Raw genomic sequence first — 22,230 nt, 5'->3', positions numbered from 1 at the left:
CCGCCGACGCGCCGAAATGATCCACCGCGATTACATCGCCACGGTCGCCAACATAGCGATGCCAGCCTTGTGCCACGCCCGCTTCGACCGCGAGCCTTGCGCCAATTGCCGGCGGCAACACCATGCCGCGGTATTCCTGCGACTGGCCATCGAACATCTCCCAGCTCGGCATCGAGACAATGCGCGCCTGGATGTTCTGCGTCAGCAGTTGTTGCTGCGCTGCGACGATCAGTGCGACTTCCGAGCCACTGGCGATCAGGATCAGTTCAGGTTTACTGTTCGGAGCATCGGCCAGGATGTATGCACCGCGCTGCAATCCGTCGGCGGCAGCAAATTGTGTACGGTCGAGAGTGCGGACATTCTGCCGCGTCAACACCAGTGCCACCGGTCGGTCGCATGTTTCCACCGCAACGCGCCAGGCGCTAGCGGTTTCGTTGGCATCGGCGGGGCGAACCACGACCAGGCGTGGCACCGCGCGCAAGCTGGCAAGCTGCTCCACCGGTTGATGCGTGGAGCCGTCCTCGCCCAGTGCAATGCTGTCGTGGGTAAAAGCGTAGACCACATGCAGGCCCATCAGCGCGGCAAGGCGGATCCGACGGACGCATGTAATCGGAGAAAACCAGGAATGTCGCGCCGAACGGCACGGCTCCGCCATGCGCGGCCATGCCGTTCATGATTACGCCCATGGCATGAATGCTTTGCCCAAAATACTCGAGCATTCGGCGCCAGCCGAGATAGTTTTCCAGATACCGCGCAACGCCGTGAAAGCGTTTCATCCATCCAGATCCTGGCGTGCCGGTTATGGGGGCGCACTGCGTTCTATCAAGCGAGCGGCGCATTCGGCTTCCGCGATCAGCTTCAAGACGTGAGGTCGCTTGTCCACGCCGCGCCGGCGCTGGTGCGCGAGCATCTGCTGCGCTGTGCGTCGCGCCAGTTTCCCGAAGGCGACGTCCAGCACTGGTGGCATCCGCCGGCGGGACGGGGAGTGCGCACCCATTGTTCGGATGATTACCTGTGGCTGCCGCTGGCGCGGGCGATGCGCAGCGCGCGCGCCAAGCAATGGACGCTGTCGACAGGGAACTCGTGCGCCGCGAGGGGGCATTGATCCAATTGCTCGATCCGCCGTTCGGCCAGTTCGAACCCAATCCCGGTTACATCAAAGGGTATCTGCGCGGCGTGCGCGAGAATGGCGGCCAATACACCCACGCGGCGGTCTGGGCCGCGATGGCGTTTGCTGCCTTGGGCAACGCCGAGCGAGCCTGGCAACTGTGCAAGATGATCAATCCGATCAATCGTGCCGCGTCGGTGGATGCGATTGCGGTTTATAAGACGGAGCCTTACGTGCTGGCGTCGGATGTCTATGCACTTGCGCCGCACGTCGGACGCGGCGGTTGGACGTGGTACACCGGCTCGGCCGGCTGGATGTACCAATTCATCGTCGAATCACTCCTGGGCCTGAGACTCGAAGCAGAGCAATTGCATTTTGCGCCGTGCGTGCCTGCCGACTGGAAGTCATTCGAAGTGATCTACCGCTATCGGAAAACGGATTACCACATTACCGTGCTGCCGCACACCACGGACGGCAACGCGAGATTGACAATCGATGGTATCGAGCGGCCCGGCCCGGCCATTCCGCTGGTCGATGACCGCCACGCACATTCGGTCGAGGTCTGGATCTAAAGCGGGTACCGTTGCATGGTCCATTAAGCAACGAGGTTCAAGATGCAGCTCGGCATGATCCATGAAGGTGGTGCGTCTGTGGCAGCATTTCGCCTTGACAATCGCCGTTTCCGTCTTATAATACCATCCATACAGATGTCAATTGGATGTCTGATGGATGGTAAAGGCCAATATGAGTGTGCATGAAATTCGTCCGAAAGTAAGCGAAACCGAGAAAATCACGATCAATCTGGGACTCGTCGATCTCGGACAAATCGACCTGCTCGTGCAGGAAGGTTTTTACTCCAACCGAACCGATCTGATTCGCACAGCGATCCGAAACCAGCTGACCACGCATTCCGAAGTGGTCCGCCAGACAATCGCCCGCAAGAGCCTGGTGCTCGGACTGCAGCATTATTCGCGCGCCGATCTGGAAGCGGTGCAGAGGGCGGGGCAGAAACTGCAGATCCAGGTTTTGGGCCTGGCCAGCATCGGCGCCGACGTGTCACCGGAACTGGCTCTCGCGACGATCGAATCGCTGGTTGTTCTTGGCGCCTTGCATGCCAGTCCCGCCGTCAAAAGCGCCCTCGCAGGGCGCATCCGCTAACTGCGAAAAAGGAATACCCAATGAAGATGAATGAAAAAATGTTCGCGGTAATGCGCGAAGCGGCTTCCCTGCTGCAAAAAAACGGCGTCGGCGCCGCGACCGAAAAAATTCAGCAGACGCTGCGGGAGCTGATGCCGGCAGGCGCGCGGGCCGGCAACGCTTCCGCGCCGCGCGCTATGCGCGACATCAATCCGGCGCCGGACGCGAAAGGCGACAATACAGGCGCGGCCAGCGGGTTTGTGCCGGACTTGCTGGCCAGGCTCGGCATTCACGCGCCGATGGATGGAGCGCGCTTCGAGATGCCGGCCTTCGCGCCGCAATTCGATGTGCAAGAGGATGGCAGTGCGCTCGCTCCGGGAACATTTCTGGCCGGCTCCTTCACCAATCATGCCGGCACCCGCGCTTACAAGCTATACGTCCCGACCGCCTATCACGGTCAGTCGCTGCCGCTGGTGGTCATGCTGCACGGCTGCACGCAGAATCCGGATGACTTCGCCGCCGGCACCCGGTTGAATGCGATCGCCGAGGAAAAGCCCTGCCTGGTCCTGTATCCGGCGCAGGCACAGTCGGCCAACGGATCGAAGTGCTGGAACTGGTTCAACGCTGTCGATCAGCAGCGCGGCCAAGGCGAGCCATCCATCATCGCAGGGATGACACAGGAGATCATCAAGACGCATCACGTGGATGCGACGCAGATCTACATCGCCGGCCTGTCGGCAGGCGGTGCGATGGCTGTTATCATGGGCACCAGCTATCCCGAGCTTTACGCCGCGGTCGGCATCCACTCCGGCTTGCCATATGCAGCGGCGAATGACTTGCCGTCGGCCTTGGCAGCTATGAAAGGCGCCGGCGCACCGGCCGCAAACGCGCGCCTGAAAGCGATACCGATCATCGTGTTCCACGGCGACCGCGACAAGATTGTCCATCCGCGCAACGGTGATCACATCATGACGCAATCCATGCCGCAGCATGCTGCGGCGCAGATAAAGAAAGGGCAAGCCGGGGCCGGCCACCCTTATACGCAAACGGTGCACGAAGATGCCGACGGCAAGGTGGTGGCCGAGCAGTGGCTGGTGCATGGTGCGGGTCACGCCTGGTTCGGCGGTAGCAGCCGCGGCAGTTATACCGATGGCAAGGGACCTGACGCTTCTCAAGAAATGATGCGCTTTTTTTCGACGCAGTCGAAGTCGGCGAGTTGAATGTGATATCGGGCTGCCACGAGCCGGCGGCCCGATTGCCGTTTTTGCGTGATTGGGAAGGATGGATGGTCTCAGCATAAATGTTTCCACAAAGGAATCGTTTGTGTGGCATTTCATGCAGCCGCAGCTAATTGCGCGCCGAAGTGTCTTGTGCTCTGAATTTTTCCTTCTTATACTTCCGCCCTCGTCTCAACCGTGTCCCCCACGGTTGTTCTGATTCCATCTGATTCTATGAACTCCCCAATATAGGGGTGACGTGCATGAAGGAGACAAAATGCTAACAACGACTTACGCTCTGCTCAGTCTTTCAGCGGAGCAAAAGAGGGTGCACAACCTCTTATCAACCGCCCGACAATTATTTCAGGATAGCTGCGCGGACAAGCGGCGCCTTGACCGGGTGATTCTTGAATCGGTCGTCAGCCAGCTTGCCCAACTGGATGTATCTTGTCATCGACGTAAAGTCGAGGTTTACGTGATTCCCGCGATCCAGAAAGCAACAAAAGAAGCCGATTCTTTGCTGGCCGAGCTGGAATCGTTAAGTGCCATCGGGCTGCGTATTCTCGGATCAGTCAGGGAATGGGTCCAGCAAGGGTTCAATCAAGGCGTGATTGAAGTAAAAGCATTGTATTCGTCCATCGAACTCTATTGCAATAACGTGCTTCAGCGATTAACCAAAGAAGAAGAGGAGTTGTGGCCACTAGCGAAACGGGTCATATCAAACGAAGAGTGGTTTGTAATTGGGGCTAAATTTCTGTCCCTCGACGCAGAAAGTAAAGCGCGCAGGTAATCCGCAGGTACAGTGCGGCCAAAAATGGGTGTCGCATTAATTAAAAGACTCAAAAATTGACTAAAATAGATAGTGTCAATGGACGCTAACTATCCCACATATCGTATGTCGTAAAGGTCAAAAAAATTTGATGCGACAGACACTGACATGAACTGAACTGACCCTAAACCAGGAGAGGTGACATGACCCAGACAACATGGAAGCCGCATGCACAACATGGCGAGTTAAGCAGCAAGGACCGGGACCATTTACCTGAGAGCGCATTTGCATTTCCGAAGCAGCGCAAACAGCCTATGACCGATGCCTCACATGTCAAGAACGCGCTGGCGCGGTTCGATCAGGTAGATGACCTATCTGACGCAGAACGAGATGTCGCGTTCGAAAATATTAAGACAGCAGCAAAGCACTTCGGGGTCGAAATTGCGGAAACGAACTGGAAGGATCTTGGTAAAAAGCCTCATACTAAAAATCCGGCGCACAAATAGGCTTCATTGGATTGTAATCGGATGATCCGCCCGGTCTTGGTCGGTCGTGAGCCTGTCGCAATCGCTGTCTAAGAACTACAAGCGGTGCTGGCAACGATCGATAGTTCTGTCGCAATCGCTGTCTAAGAACTACAAGCGGTGCTGGCAACGATCGATAGTTCTGTCGCATTAAGTGTAGTCATCAAGGCATTCGGGTAGACTGCGGTCTTTGAAAAGCGGATGAACCCAAATGCTGGCTCTGGCATTGCATTTCATGCATCCAGCCATTTCCGTGGCCTCGGGCGACGCTTTCCTTTAAGGTCTTACATGAATCGTTTAGAACTCGCTGAAAAGATTGCAACCAAACATGAGCTGTCGAAAGCTGAGGCCGCGCGCATCATTGCGACTATCACTGAGACCATTGTTGCGACCGTCAAGAAAGGCGATACGGTTGCTATCGTTGGCTTCGGAACTTTCAGGCAGGTTAGCCGCGCCGCGCGTGCAGGATTCAACCCAAGTAAGGGCACGAAAATCAAGATTCCGGCCCGAAAAGTCCCGAAGTTCGTGCCAGGCGCAGGCTTCAGGGATGCTGTCGACGCGAAGGCAGCGAAGCGCAGAGCGGTGAAGTGACGTGCGAGCGTGAGAGGGCGCAACGGAGTGGACTATCAAGAAAAACGATGGGCATCGCGCTTAGGCGACCTGCACCTTGAATTAGTACGGCAAGAATGTAGATTCTGCCCTTAGGGACGCGATCCGAAAAGTGCTGTCACTTTCCACGGCCACCGGCGTACCGAAGCCGATTCCCCTGTCCGTTGACAAGACTCCCGAAATGAGATTGCTTATATTGCCGCATCAAACACGGCATCGACGCTCGACGTCACGCCCATTGCCAATGCACGCCAGAATGTCACGCGCCTCATGCCAGAAAGGGTTTTGCTCCGCCCGTGTTTGCGGCCAGGCCGCCTAAAAAGGCGAGTGATACTATTGGCGCAGTCGCCACTGAAGGAATAAGTCGCGTTCAGGAGCACGTGCGGCGACGGCGGCGCAAAAATCTGCAAGGGAAGAATGCCGTCGGGAAACAGGGCGGGCGGTGACGGTGAGGAGTGATGCCATGGTCGTGTTTTATTGCCACCCGTATTAGTCGGGTTTTATTACCACCTGTATTGAACCCTGTCGGCTATGCCAGGGCCGGCACTTCCATGGATGCATAATGCCCCTTCATCCAGACAAGTCCTCCCGAACGATCCTCTACCTTGCGCTCGCCGGCAACTTACTGGTAGCACTTACCAAGTTCGTTGCGGCAGCCTGGACCGGCAGTTCTGCCATGCTCAGTGAAGGCATTCATTCTGCTGTCGATAGCGGAAACGAACTACTGCTTCTGTATGGTATGCATCGCGGAGCGACCCGTCCTGATCGCGATCATCCCCTCGGATATGGCAGGGAAATTTATTTCTGGAGCTTCGTGGTCGCGCTCCTGATCTTTATGCTAGGGGGCGGGAGTATCCATCTACCAAGGCGTTACACATATCTTGGATCCTGAGCCGATTCAAAACGTTCGCGTCGGTTATATCGTGCTCGGCCTCTCGGCGCTATTCGAAGGCACTTCATGGTGGTTCACAATACGCAAGTTCAAAGGCGAAAAGCGTTATTCCGACCTCTTCAAGGCGATCCGGCACAGCAAGGACCCGCCTTCGTTCATCGTGCTGTTGGAGGATAGCGCGGCCCTGATCGGACTTTTGATCGCGTTCGTCGGCATCTATTTCTCGGTAAACTTGAATCTTCCTGTGCTCGACGGGACCGCCTCGATTCTGATCGGCCTGGTGCTCGCGATGACTGCATTGGTGTTAGCGCGAGAAACCAAAGGTCTGCTCATTGGCGAACGCGCGCACCAGAGCACGCTTGACTCGATCTTAAAAATCGCGGAAGAAATTGAAGGCGTGGTACACGCGAATGAGGCCCTCACGGTGCATCTGGCGCCACACCAAATTCTGGTGGCGCTCAGTGTGGAATTTGCAGATGAACTCCGGTCGCCCGACATCGAGGCCCGCGTTGTCGAGTTGGAGCGACGTGTCCGCGCCAGCCATCCGGCGGTCATTGTCTTATTCATCAAACCACAGACGTCGTGCCGGTTCAAGGAAGCGAAACAGCATGACGGCAGATAATTAGTATCTGCGACTCTCCTGACCTATCCTGATTTCCCTGAGCGTATTTCCCCCCCCATCGTGGTCAAGATCCCCTGGGCTGCCTCGATGCTAATTGCCCGACTTTGCTTTGCCGCCGCGCGATGCGTTCTCATTCTTCGCTCAGAACTGCACGACGACCTTCGAGTGTGCCTGAAAGCCAGTGCTGGTGCGGGTTTGAAGGGTAAAAACCCTTGCTAAATTTGCAGCAATATGAAATATTTCTATTCATTTCCTTGCAAATTTCGACGAGGTTTTTGTGGGTCCAAAGCCTGAAATTCCGAAGTCCAGACAACGGTTTGGCTATCCGTTGATGGAGCATCTGAATCAGCGTCACCCATTGCTCAAACTGGCCATGCTGATCGACTGGAATGCGATTGATCAGGCGGCATCCGATGCGTTCCGATCCAAGCGCGGGCGCCCCGCAACGCGTCCGCGCCTTATCGCCGGCCTGCTTTACCTGAAGCATGCCTACGATTTGTCCGATGAAGAGGTGGTGTGGGGTTGGGTCGAGAACCCATACTGGCAAGTGTTTACGGGCGAGACGTATCTGCAGAAGGAACCGCCGATCGACCCGTCGAGCCTGACACGCTGGCGCAAGCGCCTTGGCAAAGCCTGGATGGAAGAACTGCTGGCCCAGACCATCAAGGCGGCCAAGCGGGCTGCGGTGATCAAGGACGCGAGCGCGAAGAAAGTCATCGTGGACACCACCGTGATGGAAAAGGCGATCGCGCATCCGACCGATTCGAGGTTGTTGGAACGCTCGCGCGAACATCTGGTCAAGGCGGCCCAGGAATGCGGCCTGACACTGCGGCAAAACTACAACCGCGAGGCGCCGCGGCTGGCGATGCAGATCGGGCGCTATGCACAAGCGCGCCAGCTCAAGCGGATGAAGAGTGTGCTGCGCACCTTGCGCACGCGCGTGGGCCGAGTGCATCGGGACGTTGAGCGGCAGATCGACAAGGTGCCTGAACATGCGCGCGCCAAACTGAAAGAGCTGCTCAGTCGCACAAAGCGAATTCTGGCGCAGAAACCGAAGGACAAGAACAAACTGTATGCGCTGCATGCACCGGAGGTCGAGTGCATCAGCAAGGGCAAGGCCAGAACGCCATACGAATTCGGCGTGAAGGTGTCGATCGTGACGACGCTCAAAGAAGGCCTGGTCGTTGGCGCGCGCTCGATGCCTGGCAATCCTTACGACGGGCACACGCTGTACGAGGCGCTGGAACAAGCGGAGATTCTCTCTGATGTCAAACCTGAAATGGCCTTCGTTGACAAAGGCTACCGTGGCGTCGAAATTGACGGCGTGCAGGTCTGGAAATCCGGGCAGAAACGTGGCGTCACGCGCGGACTGAAGACGATGATCAAGCGGCGAAGCGCGATCGAACCGACGATTGGGCACATGAAGGCCGATGGCAAACTGGGCAGGAACTGGCTCAAGGGCGCGCTCGGCGATGCAATGCACGCCGTGCTATGCGGTGCCGGCCACAACCTGCGCCTCATTATGAGAAAGCTCCGGCTTTTTTACGTCGAAATTCTGCGGCTGCTGATATCTCGTTCGAGATGCTCGCCATCAGCAGCGGTCATCGTGCTCTCCTGAACAATTTCTGACACCCGGCACTAGCGCGCACCTTTGGCGCCGCGCCATCGGAAGCTGTCGCGCGTTTCTGAAAAACTTTTTGGCGACAATCAGGTAAAACTGAATTGCCTCGTAGGTGACTTTGCTATCGTCAATGGCATCATGCAGACCCGCACTTTCGTGCTGGATACCGAGGATGCAATCATCAATATCGGGGGTCATATTGATCTGACCAAAGAATTGCTGGCGCTAAATATCATACCGAAGAGCAAGGGTCTGCGCATAATTTCCTTCAGATCGCCGTTGTATGTTGCTGGCAGTTTTAAAAATCCTGATGTAGGGGTGGAGAAGGGTGCGCTGGCGTTGAAGGCTGGTGGCGCGATTGCGCTCGGTGCCCTGGCACCTGTAGCAGCATTGGTGCCCTTGGTGAATGTCGGCAGCCCTGACCAGCATACGGATTGCGCCCGCTTGCTGGCCGAGGCCAAACAGAAGCCCAAAGCGCCTATACCAGGTAAAACCGCGCGCAGAATGGCAAGACCGCAACTGGGGGCGCAGTGACAGGCAGTGAAATACCCAACCGAAGCGGCGCATTTCCTTGATTTTAACGATACGCAATTTTCGGAGCAAGTTGGCGCTTAAATCTGAAGCAAAGAGTCGTAAAGTCGTTTTTCGCTTGCGCGCCATCAGTTTGCCGGCATGAGCGAATTCACCCGATCGAAGGCGAGGTCGCCCGTTCAAGGCGTACCCCCGCGTATCATCGGGCATGCAGGAGCGTTTGCGGGTCGGCCGCCCCAGCGACGATGCCAACCGGCGGCCGCAGAACATCGAATACACGTGATTTTTTGAGAGAACGCGAAAACTTGCATTGACGAGCACCGGCGGCAAATCTGGGGTAGTTCACCGCTCATCGTTCCGCGATAGATGGCGCTCGTGCCCTACCGAAAATAGGCTGGGACGCGCTCCATTATTTACCCTTGAATAGGGTGGTGTGGCGAGCCTAATTTAACGCGACGCGGAACAAATGGATGTTTATGCCGCAAAATAACATGCTGTTCTCGTTTGATAAGAGTGGGTTCGTACCTTAACTTTATCTCTTGGCTCTAGCCAAGGGGAGAATGCTAGATGACTATCAATTCTGGACTGGCAGCAAGACCCTTGAGTTTTTGGCTCGCGTGGAAAGTTACGACACGGCGCGCGGCAATCGGGATTGCTTCGCCGGTCTTCGGATTGCGGCCTGGTCGTGGCGGTTTGTCACGCAATTGAAAATTGCCGAAGCCGGAAAGCTTGACCGCCTCGCCCCGTTCCAGGGCATTGCGAATTTCATCGAAAAAGGTTTCGACCATATCCATGGCTTCGCGCTTGTTCAAGCCAACTTGCTCGAACAGCAGCTCAGCCAGTTCCGCCCTGGTCAAAGCGGGGAGTTCTTTCTCAGCTTTTGATCGCGCTTGCACCTCAAGCACGACGCGGTTGAGGTCCGCGCTCAAAACAGAGTGCAATTCTGCTGAATTCACGTCATTCATCGTTCTTGCTCCCAACCTTGGCGGTGAAATTCCTCCGGCCGACCCGGCGTCAATGAAATTCCGGCGCCTGAATCGAAAATTGGATCGGCGCCAACACATCATGGTCAACACCAGCGGAGACTAGGCGTGATCCATGCATAGCTTACTGCGTCACACCAGCGGAACACCTCGGCGATTTAGATGCTGCAATCTTGATGGCTGCCCCGGTTGCCGTTTGCGCCTTGCACGCGGCGCGCTTGATGACGGAGAATGTCCCGAGACCTGTGATCGCCTTTTTTCAGGCGTTCGGTGATGATGGCAATGAGCGTGCTCACGGCATCGTTACCGGCGGCAGCGGGCAATTTTGTGCGCTTCGCGAATTCTGCAATCAGGTCACGCTTTTTCGTAAAATGACCTTGGCAGAAAAAGCCAATAGATTAACATAGACAATTCCCAATTGCAGCCCGTGGAAGCATTTGCAATGCAGGCCAAATCCGTCATCCTGACGCGAAAAATAGCCTGGAAGTGTGAAACCAGACCCTCGCTCTTGCAAAACGCAAACGGACACTGCATATCTGAGACTGGAGTTTTGCGGCATTCCGAACACCCTATACGCCCCTATCATGATTATCATTCAATTTCTGGAAAAGCCTTCTGAACGAAAATTACTCCTGTCCTGGCGCGAACCTGCCCGGTGCAACTATACCGAGCAGCTTTGGACGCTGCGCAAAGCACCCAACGCGACCACCTGTGCGTTGAGCGGAGAAAAAATCCGGCGCGGCGATCATGTCTATAGCCCCGTCGGGCAGCCGCTCAATCGCAGCAAATGCATCCGGGCCGAGGCAGTCCAGCTACCCTGACACACGCTCGTTCATATTCTATATTTTCACAATTGACGCGACAGAACCGGTATGAGTGCCTCGCAAGCCACGAAGACGCCTGTCACCAATGCAAATCACTGTGGCTTAGACAATGAAAAACCAAGTCATCATTTTCAAAACTCGCACGGTGCCATGGCTACGGCCGAACGTGATGCCTATCTGGATTATTTCTTGGCGCATTGACGCGACGTTCAAATCTCGTTTGCTATCAAATCAGCTATTTCTGGGTACGTCCGCATTTGCGACTCGTCACAGTTAAGCGCATGTGAAAATGCATAAAAATGCCGTTCGTTCAACCAGTAGTATTCGTGGCCCCGTAGAGCTTCAACGAATTCTGCAGCATCTTCTGTCGTGGCAAATGCCTTGGCGACGAACGTGTCGCTGTCTTTGAAAATGCCAGCTTCCATTGCAAGCGTGATGGAATCGAGTGGGTAGTTGACCTGGGTGCCCGAGCCTTCAAGCTCGTCACTTATCTCTGCAAAACGGAGTGGCGTGTAAGCCTTCTTCACTTCGTCATATCCGCCAAACGGACGATATTTGTCATATTCAGGGTCCTTGAGGTTGATAGGCGTACTTTTAACTGTATAGGGCTTGATTGGCGACATGACGGCTTCCTTCGTTGGAGCTGAACGAATGAGGATGTTACGTCATTTTTGTAGAACGGCTGTGTTGTGTCTCTCAGAGAGTGACACCGATGCAATCGGGCATGTGAAAGCTCTGTACTGCAGTTGCAAGTTGATTTTCTCGTGGCATTGTTTCTTACACTACGGGCCCCTCGGGAGAGTGAGCCTGCTGCAAGGTCTTTCCAGCTGGTCTTACCTTTCGGGTGCTCGGCGACATCAACAACGCAATTTCATCCCAGCTGGTCGTGTAAGCCTGTGATTTTCTGTCTGCTTTCATTTCCCACCACCGGCGTAATCCGTCGCGCGATTGCTTCAGGGTCCCGTGACCATACTTGGCATTCAGCAGGTCCATCGTGCCCATCAGCGACTGGCGCTCAGCCGCGTCGTCCGCTGCGGACGTCGGCAGGAGCGACGGGAAGCCGCTCAAGCTCAAGCAAGCAACAAAAATTGGCCTTTCATATTCCTGCCATTAATTTTGGCACCCCCTCGCATGCCTTACTGGCAATAGCTTTGTCCGCTGTCAGCGTCAGTTATCCACAATGCTGTCCACATAAAATGTGGGTAATTTCAGATGCCCGACGGGGAACCCGGTTACGGTTGCAGGTTCCAACAACCAAAGGCGGTAATGGGGTCGGAGGGAAGAGGTCGGCGTTGAAAGAAGTGCCCTGAACAAGAGGCGCACGGGGCGAGCGTCACTCCGCCACGTTATTCTTCTGCCGTAACAACTCAAAGTTGCCATCGATTTTCTTGCGCTCGATTTTCTTCTCAATGCGTTCGAAGTGACGGCACATCATGACTTGGGCGGAAGCGGCGTTACATCGCGTCGCACAACTATCGGATGACGCCGCCGTAACCCACGTCCGGCGAGGTCTTCGATACCGGTAATGCGGTTCGGTTTAGCCACCCCTGACGATGTTGGGATTCTTGCGGACCGCGCGGAATCGGTTCGTCGTTTCAGTTTCATCAGGCACAGGGACATCGTGAGGTGTCCCCCTATCCCGATTAAGATGATTCTATTGCCGCGTTCGTCGATACGTACCTCACCGGACGCATACAAATCAATACAAATCAATACAAATCAATGTTGACACTGCAAAATGGGGTGGTAACGCTGAGTTTAGACTATCCTTAGAATACGGATCGTGCCGGGCAAATCGCGCAGTCGGTCGGTGATGTGAAATCGGTCGATAACAAGCTCTTCCTGAAAACTACCTGTGGTCCGGACAGAAAACTATGTCCTACGGTTCTGTGAAAGAGTTACCGGAAAGTGTACGTAACAATTTGCCCGCCCGCGTGCAGGATATTTATCAGGAAGCCTTCAACATCGCGTGGAAAGAATATCCCCAACAAGAATAACCGGAAAGGTGGTGCTACGAGAGAGGAAAAAACTGCACACAAAGTGGCATGGGCTGCGGTCAAACGCAGCTATTACAAGGATGAAGAAAGCAGGAAGTGGGAGCGAAATAAGGCACGGGCGGGCGGGACAATTGCAGCCATTGATAGGCCGTCAATGTTGATCAGGAACCTGATCAACAAGAATGTGAACGCAAAATATCCAGTCTGCTGTGCATTTCTCAGGAGGTCAGATCATGTTGAGAAACATCATGGCAATGTTTGTCTTGTTTGGTGTTATTGCGGGCTGCAACACCTTCCAAGGTGCTGGGAAAGATATTGAAAAAGGTGGGGAGAAAGTTCAGGGCGCGGCAGAAAAGGCAAAATGACTGCGAACGTGTGACACTCCGCAGGTAAGATGTTGTGGCGACGAAACATCATGTCATGCACACATGCCAGCGGAGTTGTTGGCCAACGTATTTGACGCCATTACATTATGGTTGTGATTTCTTTCGTCAAAATTTCCATTAGCGTGTCAAAACATTTGATCGACGAAATAGCTTAAATTTTTATTCTTCGGGACGAATCGATTGATAGGCATGTTGCGTGGCATTTTGGCACCGCAATGATTCTTTAACTGACTGAATAGACAGCGCGGATCGCATCATGAAATGGGTCGAATTGAAGGTAACTAGAAACAGTTCAAAGGAAAAGTGCCGCTGCAATGGAGCAAGCTGAAGAATGTCCAGGTCGATGAAATTGCCGGCACACGTGATCAGTTTGCCGGAAAAATTCAGAAGTCCTATGGCATAGGCAAGGAGGAAGCTGATTCAGTTCCCAAAGCTGGTCAATTTCGAGGTTAATTTTTTCTTTGCTGCGCGCGTCCGGTCTTTTTGTATCGTCATCGCCAGCGTTCAAACGGCACGTCGACTCGCTCGACATGAGCAAGGGTACCCGGTGAAGCGCAATGCCGCTCACGAGCCGATTATCGGCTTTATTTCGCAGCACTGATGGCGTGGGTGTTAGCCGAATCGGTCGCGGTATTTTCAAGGCGTGCGGGCATTCCGGAAAAAAGAGGCTACGCCGTCAATGGAAGCGACCGCCGTAACGGGAAAGGCTCCATATCTGATGGAGCAAGAGGCATCGATATATAGAATCCCTGGAGTTCGTCACATTGAAGGGCCTTTAGTATCTCGGCCTGGGCTTCAGTTTCGACACCTTCGGCAACGACTCGCATTCCAAGGGCGTGTGCCATCGTGATAATGGCGAGGAAAAACACGCTTCCTTCCTTTGTCTTTTCAAGCCGTGCCGTAAAAGCCTGGTCGACTTTCAGCAAGTCAAAGTCGAGCCGTTGTAGCTGGGCGAGCGACGAATAGCCGGTGCCAAAGTCGTCGACCAGTAGCTTGATGCCCATTCGTCGGATGGCAGTGAGTGCCCGCGCAACCTCTTGACTGTCGCCCATCATTGACGATTCAGTGAGTTCGATTTCAATCAGCCTCGCATCAATCTTGTGACGTGTGAGCGAAGCGGACAGAATTTTTGCAATGTCCGTTTCATTAAATTGGCGGGACGACACGTTGATTGACACTGGAACCGGCTCTTTTCCTGCCTTTTCCCAGTCTGCGAGCTGAGCACATACTTTATCGATGACCATCTCACCTAAACTTAGGATGACATCGGTCTCCTCTGCCAACGGGATAAAATCCGCTGGACTTATCAGTCCCTTCGTTGGGTGAGCCCAGCGCACCAGTGCCTCCATGCTGGATGTCATCCCGGTGGAGATATCGATGCGCGGCTGGTAGTACATCACGAACTGGTCCCGTTCGATGGCTAGTCGCAGCTCAGCTTCTTGCTCCAGGCGACTTCGCAAGGATTCATAGAATCGTTGGTCATAAAATCGGTAGTTTCGCTTCCTGCTCGTCTTTACCGAGTACATGGCGATATCCGCATTCTGCAGCAAAGTGTCGACATCCGTACCATCGTCCGGAAATACGCTGATGCCAATCGAGGCACCCAGAGAATGTATTCCCGCGGTGAGACGGAACGCATCCTGAAACCCGTACAGAATGCGTTCGGCGACATGGGCAGCGTCCGTGGCATGGGTGAGCGTTTCTAGAATGACGACGAATTCGTCGCCACCGAGCCGTACAACGCAGTCGTGAGGTCGGACTGCATCCTTGATGCGCCGGGCGGCGCTGCGCAATACATCATCTCCCGCAGCATGGCCCATCCTATCGTTGACCGCCTTAAATCCGTCCAGGTCGATAAACAGAATCGCCAGCATTAGGTGGTTTGCGGCGGCATGTTCGATGGCCCTGGGAAGATAGTGTTGAACCCAATGGCGATTGGGAAGACCGGTCAGCGTATCTTCATTTCCACGCCGCTCCAAATCGGCAACATGCGCCTTGGTGTCACTAATATCGCGCAACGTCAAAGCCAAATCGTCGCCTGAGCGTAAAATCTTCAAATGCACCCAGCGTGTCGCAACAGGGCTTTCACTTGGCACCTCAACTTCACCCTCGAAAGCACCCGTTTGCATCGCCTCGTGCAATATTCTAATCAAGCGGTCGGGATTGGCTCCCGCATAAAGAGCCAAGATGGTTTTGCCGATTAACTCTTCGCGCCGGTGCCGAACAAACTCTGCCCCTCGATGGTTGCAATCGATGACTTCGAAGTCGGGAATCGAGCCGTCGTCCAGCCGTATCGGACGGGCGATGTAGAATCCTTCATTACCGCCTTCCGTCGCCATCCGGTAGGTGCTCTGCATCAGTTCCATATTGTGCTTGCGCCATGCCAGGCGCAACGAAAGCGCGGTGGCGATGAGGGTGAAGAATGCCAGAGCCGACGTCGCCCAAACTGAGTTGCTGAGCACTTGCGCCTCGTGTTGGCGCAGCGGTGCCAGCACTGCTTCGGTGTCAAGGCCAACCACTGCCGTCAGCGGATACCCGTTAACGGCGCGCCAGCCAACGTACCGACTGCGTTTGTCCGCAAACCATTCGTTGCCATCCAGGAGAGCGCTTCCCTGTGCTGGCGGTGCGAACAGGGGGGCGGAAATCAGGGCTTGGGCGGTTGGAGGATGGACCGTCTGGCCGGTGCGTGTGGCACGGATGACATGGTCGTCACCAACAACCCCTACAAAACCATTTATCCCGAGGGCTGAGTCGTTATAGTCGGCGGTAAAGTAACTCGGTGACACAGACACGAGTACGACGCCATCAAAACTGCCATCCGGTTTGAATATCCTGCGGGAGAAAAGAATAGTGCTCCTTTCCGATATCCTGCCGATTACAGGAGGGCCGATATACAACAGGTCTTGGGTCGCTGTTTTTTGAAAGAGAAAATATTCTCTGTCGCCCAAAGAGACGCTGCCATGCGTCGGCAAAGTACCAGTGACGGGCATGCCGTTGCGGTCAATGACGGCAACATAAAAGATGGATGATGGCGGAAACAGCCCGGCTCTTTTAGCCTGCTCCAGGCTTAGCCGCCCCTCAGAAAGTTGCCAATCGTATCGAACATGCAAGGCAATCTGGTCAATCTCCTCCAAAGTTGGCGCCAGATGGAAGGCGTAACTATTGGCTAATGCTTCAGCCTTATCTCGCGTCTGTTTTTCTAGTAGTAATTTATCGTGATGCAGATTCAAGACGACCAATTGCCAGACGATAGCGCCAATCACGATTGCAGCGATTGGCCAAAGCAAGACTAGCCTATAATTTCCGTACAGAAAATGTAAATTCGTGCGGGAAGCTTGTAGGCGGACGAACACATTATGAAATGTCTGGGCTATCCCATTTAACGGCGACATGCAAGAAGTGTAACGCGTCGACAGCACAGTTGTCCGCTGCGTTTAATGCACGAGTAGATTGACCCCTCATTTAGATTGAGGAAAGTCGTGCCCACTGCGTCTTCGGTTATTGGTGCTAGAATATTTCCCGACCGCCAGCTACGGTAGAGCTCGGCACAGCGACTAGGCTGCGAGCAAATCCGATTTCAACGTGTGGAAGAAATCGGATAGATGGAAAGATACTATTGGATGATTACCACTTGGTGACAAGGTAGGCCACTGTTTCTCGTTTTCGCGCCGTCTATGTTGAAGTTGGGTTAGGCATGAGGCAGTTAGTGGGACTCGTTGGATAGCAGACTGATGACGCTATCAGGATTTTCTACCTCGATAACCAACTGATTGTAGTCTTCATCTGTAAGGTCAATGACGACGATGTTTTCAGCATTGTTTACCCGACACCGGCGCTGAGTTCGAGGCTGGCCTATGTCAGTGCCATTGGCCTGTACCTGGATATCCTGAATATGTTGCTGACAATGCTTCGGATTGTAACGGGGTCGCGCAACTAATTGAACGAAACGCATCTAGCCTGAATTTTGCATAAAAAAGGGCAAGAATGCCGTAAGTGATTGATAAAATGTGAGTTATCTAGAAACACACTCATCAACACGAGCAGAACCTTGCCCGACATGAATTCTACGCCAGAACAGCTCCGGTTTGCATCAATTCCAGGCCATACCATCCACGCCGATTTTGCCGGCGGCGGCTTGTCTTCCGACCTTGGACCTTTGCTGTTACGTGGCATTGATCGCCAGATCGGATTGACCGAGCGCATCAATGCCGCCGTGGTCGATACCCGGCACGCCAGCTACATTACCCATTCTCGTGCGATCTGCTGACGCAGCGGATCTACCAAATCGGCTGCGGCTACGAAGATGGCAACGATTCCAATAGCTTGCGCCACGATCCGATGTTCAAGCTTGGCGCCGGCCGTTTGCCGTTCGATGCCGGCACTGCGCTGGCCTCGGCGGCGACGATGTCGCGCTTCGAACACGCGGCCAGCAGCAAGGATATTTACCGGTTCAGTCAGGCTCTCGTTGAACAATTCGTCGCCGGCTTTGCCAGCGCGCCAAAGAACATCGTGCTCGACCTGGACCATTCGGAAGACGCGGCCTACGGACAGCAGCCGCTGGCGTTTTACAATCATTTCTATCAAAGCACGTGCCGCTGATGATCTTCGACGGCCAGTCGGGCGCATTGGTGGCGGCCGTACTGCGCCCTGGCAAACGACCAACGGGCGCCGAGAACGCCATGATCATGCGCCGCGTGCTCACGTTGATTCGCCGCCAGTTTCCCGCCACGCACATTCTGGTGCGCGGCGACGGCCATTTCAGCGGCCCGGAAATGATGGCGATGATCGACGCCATGCCCAATACCGACTTCATCTTCGGGCTTCCTGGCAATAAAAGACTGCAAGTGCTGGCCGAGTCGGCCAAGCAACGCGCCTGCCAGTTGTGGGCCGACGTGCAGACTCAGGACGTGGTGCCCGATGCGGTGCGCCTGTTTGATGAGTTTGACTATGCAGCAGCTTCGTGGTCCAGGACCTGGCGCGTGCTGCTCAAGGCCGAGGTGATGGCGCTGGGCGAGAATCCACGCTTCGTGGTGACCTCGCTGGTCGGACTCGATGCCGGCATGCTGTATGAAGAAATTTATTGCGCCCGTGGACAGGCCGAAAATTTCATCAAGCATTTGAAGACAGATCTGGCCGCCGATCGTACTTCGTGCACCAGTTTCCTTGCCAATTGCATGCGCCTGCTGCTGCATGCCGCCGCCTACGTCCTGCATCAACAACTGCGCACCCAGGCGTTGATGCATACCGCGCTGTCGCAAGCACAACCTTCGACGGTCATCGCCAAGCTGTTCAAGATTGCAGTCCAGGTTCGGCAAAGCAAACAGCGCATCACGCTGCATCTGCCCAGCGCCTGCACAGTAAAAAATTTACTGTATACGCTTGCCGAACGGCTGTTCGTCTCTATACCCGCAAACATCGTCAACTCTTCCTGACTTGATTTCGTCCGGTCCGCCGAGAATCGACCTCCCGCCCGTCAATTTCACTACCCAACCCGCTTGCCAACATCCCGATTTCGCTTGGGTAGGGGAAGTTTCGCCCAACCATTTTTAGGTGGCCCGGAAATCCGACATTGCGAGCAAATTTCGGTCGTAATGTCAGTTCATGAAACATTCAGGCTAGGGCCCGCGCCGGAAACGCTGCGGGCTCTTTTCTTTGCCGGTGGCATCTTTAAATTGTATCTAGGTTCAATGCAAACGTGGGCGCGTCCTATTCCCATACATAGCACCTGCTTGCGACCCATTTGGACCAGCGCGCCAAACACATACCCGACTCGGGCGCGCGGCATGGCGATTACGCTGCTTTCGCGTCCCCGAGATTGCTTTTGCTGGCGCGTTTAACCGATTTATTGGCTTTCCCGCAGTAGTAACGCCAGATTCGAGGGCAATGCCGTTACCTGTCGCGATGCATCGCCTTGTTTTCATTCTCCGCCTGGAATCCCTCGTTTTGCTTGGGGTGATCATTGGTGCAGCTGCGTTATCAGGTGAAGCTCCGCCAGCCTTGCCTTGACTTGCCGTAAATTATATACAGGTAAAGGCCTCACTGTGGCGCGTGCTGAAAAACTAGCCTCCGAGCTATAGGGGGCAGGTTTGGGTGAACACCGGCAGCAAAGTTTATCATTGCCAAAACACCAGGTATTACGGCAAAACCAAGGCTGGCGCAGACAGGACCGAAACCGATGCCAAATCGAAGGCTACCGCGCTGACCATGGCAAGGCATGCAGTTAATAGCCGTCACACATGCGCTCCGATGAGATTCACAGCGGATATCATCTGTACTCCGCATGACTGAAAAAATGGCTCCGAAAAAGGAGCCTTTTTTTTGGCATTCCATCCATCGAACGTCATTTGAGACATGGGCCGGCGATGACCCCGGGGTGTGGCGCACGGTGCATGATATTCTTTGCTGTTACTGCCGTGCGCTCCGATTTCCCGCTTTTTAGAGGCCGCCCCATGGAAGAAGAATACGAAGTGCCAAGTCCGCACGAACATGAGTTTGAAGAAGCTGTTGAAAAAAAGCGGGATGGATTAACGCAAAAAATTGCATTGATGACCGCTGTTCTTGCCACTATCGGTGCGTTAATCAGCTACCAAAGCGGGAGTGCGCAGAACGAAGCGATGTTCCTCAAAAACCAAAGCATATTGAAACAAGCGGAAGCTTCGGATCAGTGGGCGTTCTACCAAGCGAAATCGATAAAGGGCCACCTTGACGATGCAGCCGCTGCCTTATCCAATTCACCGGAAATCAAAGCACGGTTTTTGGCCGACAAGGCAAAAGAGGAAAAAGAGAAAGCTGAAGTTCAGGCCGAGGCCCAAAAGCTGCAGGCAGAATCCCGCAAACTGGGAGAAGAATCCGAAGCAAAGCTTAAACCCCATGAGCGCTTGGCTCTCGCATTGACGTTTATCCAGATAGCAATTGCACTGGCAGCCATTACCGTGTTGACCAAACGGCGGTGGCTGCTTTGGGGCTCTGTGGCCGCGGCAGCAATCGGGATTGTCACGGCGATGACCGCCTTCTTTTGATTTTATGACCGACGCAGAATTTAGCTCTACGGCTCACAAGGAAGCGCCATGACTGGCGTTAGGTTGGGTTGGTTGGCGCCGCAAGAAACTCTCTCGTCGCTAGTACCGCGCGCTTCCACTTTTCAGGTATCGTGACGGTGATTAAAGACCTAGCCGATTGAAAGCAGCGACCGGCGTTCGCATCCTGCTGTCCGGGACCGTGCAGAAGTGACCGCGATGCGGATAACGCATCCGCAGCTGGGCTTGGCGGCGTCACGATGCGGGGGGAGTCGACGCTGAGGCGAACAGGGAAACCCGGGTATTCCGTTGATGACCGTCTCCATCGTACGTCCGGAATTTTCAAGTCGGCGAAAAAAGGCGCCAAACATTGCGAATGAAAAGAGGAACGGCGCCGTTTGTCCGACCAGGTCGCAAAATTCGTGCAATTTGCGGACGCGATGCTGCGGCGGATTTCCGGCGATAATGGCGCCATTGATCGCGCCGATCGGCGTTCCTACCACCCAGTCGATGTGTGTATTCTGTGCTGACAGTTCTTCATAAATTCCGGCTTGATTTGCGTCGAGAGCTCTGCCCCCATGCAGCACCAGCACGGTTTGTCGGTTATCCATAGGGTCCTCTTTCGGGAAATTCAATACGCCGGCGAGCGCCGTGGCCGGTGGCAATCATGCGCGAAGTGACCCTGCACCCGACAGACCGTTAGCTTACTCGTTAAAAAAGGAAAAACATGACTGAAGATGAGATCCGTCGCAATGCATTTGCAATGCCGTTTCATAACCCCGCGTTTCCTCCCGGACCATACCGGTTTGTCGACCGCGAATATCTCATCATCACCTACCGCACCGACCCGGATCAACTGCAAAAGCTGATTCCGGCGCCGCTCAAACTGGTGGAGCCGATTGTCAAATTCGAATTCATCAACATGCCCGATTCGACCGGCTTCGGCCATTACTGCGAAGCCGGACAGGTGATTCCGGTGACCCTGGATGGCGTGGCAGGCGGATACGTCCACAGCATGTATCTGAACGATCATCCACCGATTGCAGCCGGCCGCGAGTTATGGGGCTTTCCGAAAAAACTGGGTGAGCCGGAGTTGCGCGTGCATAAAGACACGCTGATTGGCACGCTGGATTACAGTGACTACCGGATTGCAACCGGGACCATGGGCTACAAGCATAAAACGCTCGATCGCGAGGCGGTCAAAAAATCGATGGGAACGCCCAGCTTCCTGTTGAAAATCATTCCGCATGTCGATGGCACGCCGCGCATCTGTGAACTGGTGCAATATAGCTTGTCCGAAATCACGATCAAGGGCGCGTGGAGCGGGCCCGGGGCCTTGGAACTCAATCCCCACGCGCTCGCGCCCATTGCGGACCTGCCGGTGCTGGAAATTTTGTCGGCGGTGCATGTGCTTGCAGACCTTACTTTGCCATTGGGCACGGTCGCTCACGATTATCTTGCCACTCGAAAATAAAGGAATTGCATGTTACTCAAGTAAAGGCACGGGATCACCGGCGCCGCCAGCGGCATTGGCAAGGAAATGGCATGCGAATAGGCGCACGAAGGCGCCAAGGTCGTGATTGCGGACTTGATGCCGCATTGCTGATGAGAATATCTATGCCGGAGTAAGCAGTGACAGCAGTCGCAATGCCTTGATCGACCTGCTCTTCGTTGGTAACGTCCATCGCAACGCCCATTGCGGCGCCGCCCTGTGTCGCAATCTCGGTCGCAGTGGATCCAGATCATCAGCCCGATCGTCGAACTCACGTTTGAAGACAGCGTCGTCGGGCGGAAACGACGCCGATGTGGTCGAGGCGCTCAAGAGCGCCGACGAAGGGGGCGGGCCAGGATGAACAATGGGTTGCGCGAATGGATCGAGACGCATCGGGGCGTGTAAATAGTTTGCGTATCTGCGGATTGAAAGTGATTCCGCGGTCCGATCAACAATAAGGAGCAACCAGATGGGCCAAAGCACGATCGCCAGAGCCGCCGAA

The 22,230-nt window shown here is 54.7% G+C and carries 25 protein-coding genes and 2 pseudogenes; 19 read left to right on the top strand and 8 right to left on the bottom strand.

Annotated elements, in window-relative coordinates:
* Positions 1–574 (bottom strand): transketolase-like TK C-terminal-containing protein (locus tag ACFOFO_RS21625; RefSeq protein WP_390332832.1); only part of this gene is annotated, 574 nt, incomplete at its 3' end.
* 204 nt (positions 575–778) lie between these two features.
* Between ACFOFO_RS21625 and ACFOFO_RS21620 the strand changes: the two genes are divergently transcribed.
* The 11 genes from ACFOFO_RS21620 to ACFOFO_RS21570 all read left to right on the top strand — a co-directional run bounded on the left by ACFOFO_RS21620 (position 779) and on the right by ACFOFO_RS21570 (position 9,033).
* Positions 779–1,105 (top strand): GH36-type glycosyl hydrolase domain-containing protein, encoded by a 327-nt coding sequence (locus ACFOFO_RS21620; protein ID WP_390329451.1) that lies wholly within the window; start codon positions 779–781, stop codon positions 1,103–1,105.
* Positions 1,060–1,680, top strand: coding sequence for a GH36-type glycosyl hydrolase domain-containing protein (locus ACFOFO_RS21615; RefSeq protein ID WP_390329179.1), 621 nt, complete (start codon positions 1,060–1,062; stop codon positions 1,678–1,680). Before ACFOFO_RS21620 ends, ACFOFO_RS21615 begins: the two co-directional genes overlap by 46 nt.
* Before the next feature lie 157 nt (positions 1,681–1,837).
* A complete protein-coding gene (locus ACFOFO_RS21610) occupies positions 1,838–2,266 on the top strand; it encodes a CopG family transcriptional regulator (RefSeq protein WP_390329177.1) in 429 nt (142 codons plus the stop codon).
* 20 nt (positions 2,267–2,286) lie between these two features.
* The gene (locus ACFOFO_RS21605) at positions 2,287–3,465 is read left to right on the top strand and encodes an extracellular catalytic domain type 1 short-chain-length polyhydroxyalkanoate depolymerase (protein ID WP_390332830.1); all 1,179 of its coding nucleotides are present in this window, start codon (positions 2,287–2,289) and stop codon (positions 3,463–3,465) included.
* A gap of 274 nt (positions 3,466–3,739) precedes the next feature.
* Positions 3,740–4,252, top strand: coding sequence for a hypothetical protein (locus ACFOFO_RS21600; protein ID WP_390329171.1), 513 nt, complete (start codon positions 3,740–3,742; stop codon positions 4,250–4,252).
* A 182-nt stretch (positions 4,253–4,434) separates the two neighbouring features.
* Positions 4,435–4,737, top strand: a complete 303-nt coding sequence (locus ACFOFO_RS21595; protein WP_390329168.1) for a DUF6582 domain-containing protein — start codon at positions 4,435–4,437, stop codon at positions 4,735–4,737.
* 306 nt (positions 4,738–5,043) lie between these two features.
* Positions 5,044–5,346, top strand: a complete 303-nt coding sequence (locus ACFOFO_RS21590) for an HU family DNA-binding protein (RefSeq protein WP_390329166.1) — start codon at positions 5,044–5,046, stop codon at positions 5,344–5,346.
* A gap of 580 nt (positions 5,347–5,926) precedes the next feature.
* The gene (locus ACFOFO_RS21585; protein WP_390329163.1) at positions 5,927–6,256 is read left to right on the top strand and encodes a cation diffusion facilitator family transporter; all 330 of its coding nucleotides are present in this window, start codon (positions 5,927–5,929) and stop codon (positions 6,254–6,256) included.
* On the top strand, positions 6,246–6,878 hold the full coding sequence (locus ACFOFO_RS21580; RefSeq protein ID WP_390329162.1) for a cation diffusion facilitator family transporter: 633 nt from the start codon (positions 6,246–6,248) through the stop codon (positions 6,876–6,878). The genes ACFOFO_RS21585 and ACFOFO_RS21580 overlap by 11 nt, the downstream gene beginning before the upstream one ends.
* Positions 6,879–7,155: 277 nt before the next feature.
* Positions 7,156–8,496: an IS5 family transposase gene (locus tag ACFOFO_RS21575; protein WP_390332829.1), complete on the top strand. Its 1,341-nt coding sequence runs from the start codon at positions 7,156–7,158 to the stop codon at positions 8,494–8,496.
* Positions 8,497–8,529: 33 nt separating this feature from the next.
* Positions 8,530–9,033, top strand: coding sequence for an AsmA-like C-terminal region-containing protein (locus tag ACFOFO_RS21570; protein ID WP_390332826.1), 504 nt, complete (start codon positions 8,530–8,532; stop codon positions 9,031–9,033).
* Between the two features lie 560 nt (positions 9,034–9,593).
* On the opposite strand, the gene ACFOFO_RS21565 is transcribed toward ACFOFO_RS21570, so the two are convergent.
* Together ACFOFO_RS21565 and ACFOFO_RS21560 are read right to left on the bottom strand one after the other, a co-directional pair.
* Positions 9,594–9,995 carry an integration host factor subunit alpha gene (locus ACFOFO_RS21565; protein WP_390332824.1) on the bottom strand — a complete coding sequence of 134 codons (402 nt, stop codon included), beginning with the start codon at positions 9,993–9,995 and terminating at the stop codon, positions 9,594–9,596.
* A gap of 142 nt (positions 9,996–10,137) precedes the next feature.
* Positions 10,138–10,236: a hypothetical protein gene (locus tag ACFOFO_RS21560; RefSeq protein ID WP_390329449.1), complete on the bottom strand. Its 99-nt coding sequence runs from the start codon at positions 10,234–10,236 to the stop codon at positions 10,138–10,140.
* On the opposite strand from ACFOFO_RS21560, the gene ACFOFO_RS21555 reads away from it, so the two are divergent.
* Together ACFOFO_RS21555 and ACFOFO_RS21550 are read left to right on the top strand one after the other, a co-directional pair.
* Entirely contained in the window at positions 10,190–10,420 is a 231-nt protein-coding gene (locus ACFOFO_RS21555; RefSeq protein ID WP_390329153.1) for a hypothetical protein, read from the top strand. The genes ACFOFO_RS21560 and ACFOFO_RS21555 overlap by 47 nt on opposite strands.
* Positions 10,421–10,597: 177 nt before the next feature.
* Positions 10,598–10,834 carry a DUF3331 domain-containing protein gene (locus tag ACFOFO_RS21550; RefSeq protein ID WP_390332821.1) on the top strand — a complete coding sequence of 79 codons (237 nt, stop codon included), beginning with the start codon at positions 10,598–10,600 and terminating at the stop codon, positions 10,832–10,834.
* A 212-nt stretch (positions 10,835–11,046) separates the two neighbouring features.
* Here the strand turns inward: ACFOFO_RS21550 and ACFOFO_RS21545 are convergent, their stop codons facing one another.
* Together ACFOFO_RS21545 and ACFOFO_RS21540 are read right to left on the bottom strand one after the other, a co-directional pair.
* Positions 11,047–11,460 carry a hypothetical protein gene (locus ACFOFO_RS21545; protein WP_390329147.1) on the bottom strand — a complete coding sequence of 138 codons (414 nt, stop codon included), beginning with the start codon at positions 11,458–11,460 and terminating at the stop codon, positions 11,047–11,049.
* 154 nt (positions 11,461–11,614) lie between these two features.
* On the bottom strand, positions 11,615–11,839 hold the full coding sequence (locus ACFOFO_RS21540; protein WP_390332834.1) for a DUF4113 domain-containing protein: 225 nt from the start codon (positions 11,837–11,839) through the stop codon (positions 11,615–11,617).
* 872 nt (positions 11,840–12,711) lie between these two features.
* Here ACFOFO_RS21540 and ACFOFO_RS21535 point away from each other — a divergent pair.
* The 3 genes from ACFOFO_RS21535 to ACFOFO_RS21525 all read left to right on the top strand — a co-directional run bounded on the left by ACFOFO_RS21535 (position 12,712) and on the right by ACFOFO_RS21525 (position 13,673).
* Entirely contained in the window at positions 12,712–12,834 is a 123-nt protein-coding gene (locus ACFOFO_RS21535) for a ChaB family protein (RefSeq protein WP_390329143.1), read from the top strand.
* Positions 12,835–13,082: 248 nt separating this feature from the next.
* On the top strand, positions 13,083–13,199 hold the full coding sequence (locus tag ACFOFO_RS21530; RefSeq protein ID WP_390329447.1) for an entericidin A/B family lipoprotein: 117 nt from the start codon (positions 13,083–13,085) through the stop codon (positions 13,197–13,199).
* Positions 13,200–13,523: 324 nt separating this feature from the next.
* Entirely contained in the window at positions 13,524–13,673 is a 150-nt protein-coding gene (locus ACFOFO_RS21525) for a CsbD family protein (protein WP_390329140.1), read from the top strand.
* Positions 13,674–13,888: 215 nt separating this feature from the next.
* Here the strand turns inward: ACFOFO_RS21525 and ACFOFO_RS21520 are convergent, their stop codons facing one another.
* On the bottom strand, positions 13,889–16,507 hold the full coding sequence (locus tag ACFOFO_RS21520; protein WP_390332819.1) for a bifunctional diguanylate cyclase/phosphodiesterase: 2,619 nt from the start codon (positions 16,505–16,507) through the stop codon (positions 13,889–13,891).
* A gap of 770 nt (positions 16,508–17,277) precedes the next feature.
* Here ACFOFO_RS21520 and ACFOFO_RS21515 point away from each other — a divergent pair.
* Both ACFOFO_RS21515 and ACFOFO_RS21510 read left to right on the top strand, forming a co-directional pair.
* A pseudogene (locus ACFOFO_RS21515) lies at positions 17,278–18,652 on the top strand (IS1380 family transposase).
* A 1,017-nt stretch (positions 18,653–19,669) separates the two neighbouring features.
* Positions 19,670–20,239 (top strand): DUF4337 family protein, encoded by a 570-nt coding sequence (locus ACFOFO_RS21510; RefSeq protein ID WP_390332816.1) that lies wholly within the window; start codon positions 19,670–19,672, stop codon positions 20,237–20,239.
* Positions 20,240–20,388: 149 nt separating this feature from the next.
* On the opposite strand, the gene ACFOFO_RS21505 is transcribed toward ACFOFO_RS21510, so the two are convergent.
* On the bottom strand, positions 20,389–20,847 hold the full coding sequence (locus ACFOFO_RS21505) for a patatin-like phospholipase domain-containing protein (protein ID WP_390329131.1): 459 nt from the start codon (positions 20,845–20,847) through the stop codon (positions 20,389–20,391).
* A 116-nt stretch (positions 20,848–20,963) separates the two neighbouring features.
* Between ACFOFO_RS21505 and ACFOFO_RS21500 the strand changes: the two genes are divergently transcribed.
* Positions 20,964–21,710, top strand: a complete 747-nt coding sequence (locus tag ACFOFO_RS21500; RefSeq protein ID WP_390329129.1) for an acetoacetate decarboxylase — start codon at positions 20,964–20,966, stop codon at positions 21,708–21,710.
* A 166-nt stretch (positions 21,711–21,876) separates the two neighbouring features.
* On the opposite strand, the pseudogene ACFOFO_RS21495 reads toward ACFOFO_RS21500, so the two are convergent.
* Positions 21,877–21,921, bottom strand: a pseudogene (locus ACFOFO_RS21495) (hypothetical protein); the annotation flags it as partial.
* Positions 21,922–22,230: the final 309 nt, after the last annotated feature.

Source organism: Pseudundibacterium arcticum (assembly GCF_042646465.1).
Taxonomy (GTDB): Bacteria; Pseudomonadota; Gammaproteobacteria; order Burkholderiales; family Burkholderiaceae_D; genus Undibacterium_A; species Undibacterium_A arcticum.
This window is presented reverse-complemented; position numbering and strand designations above follow the sequence as displayed.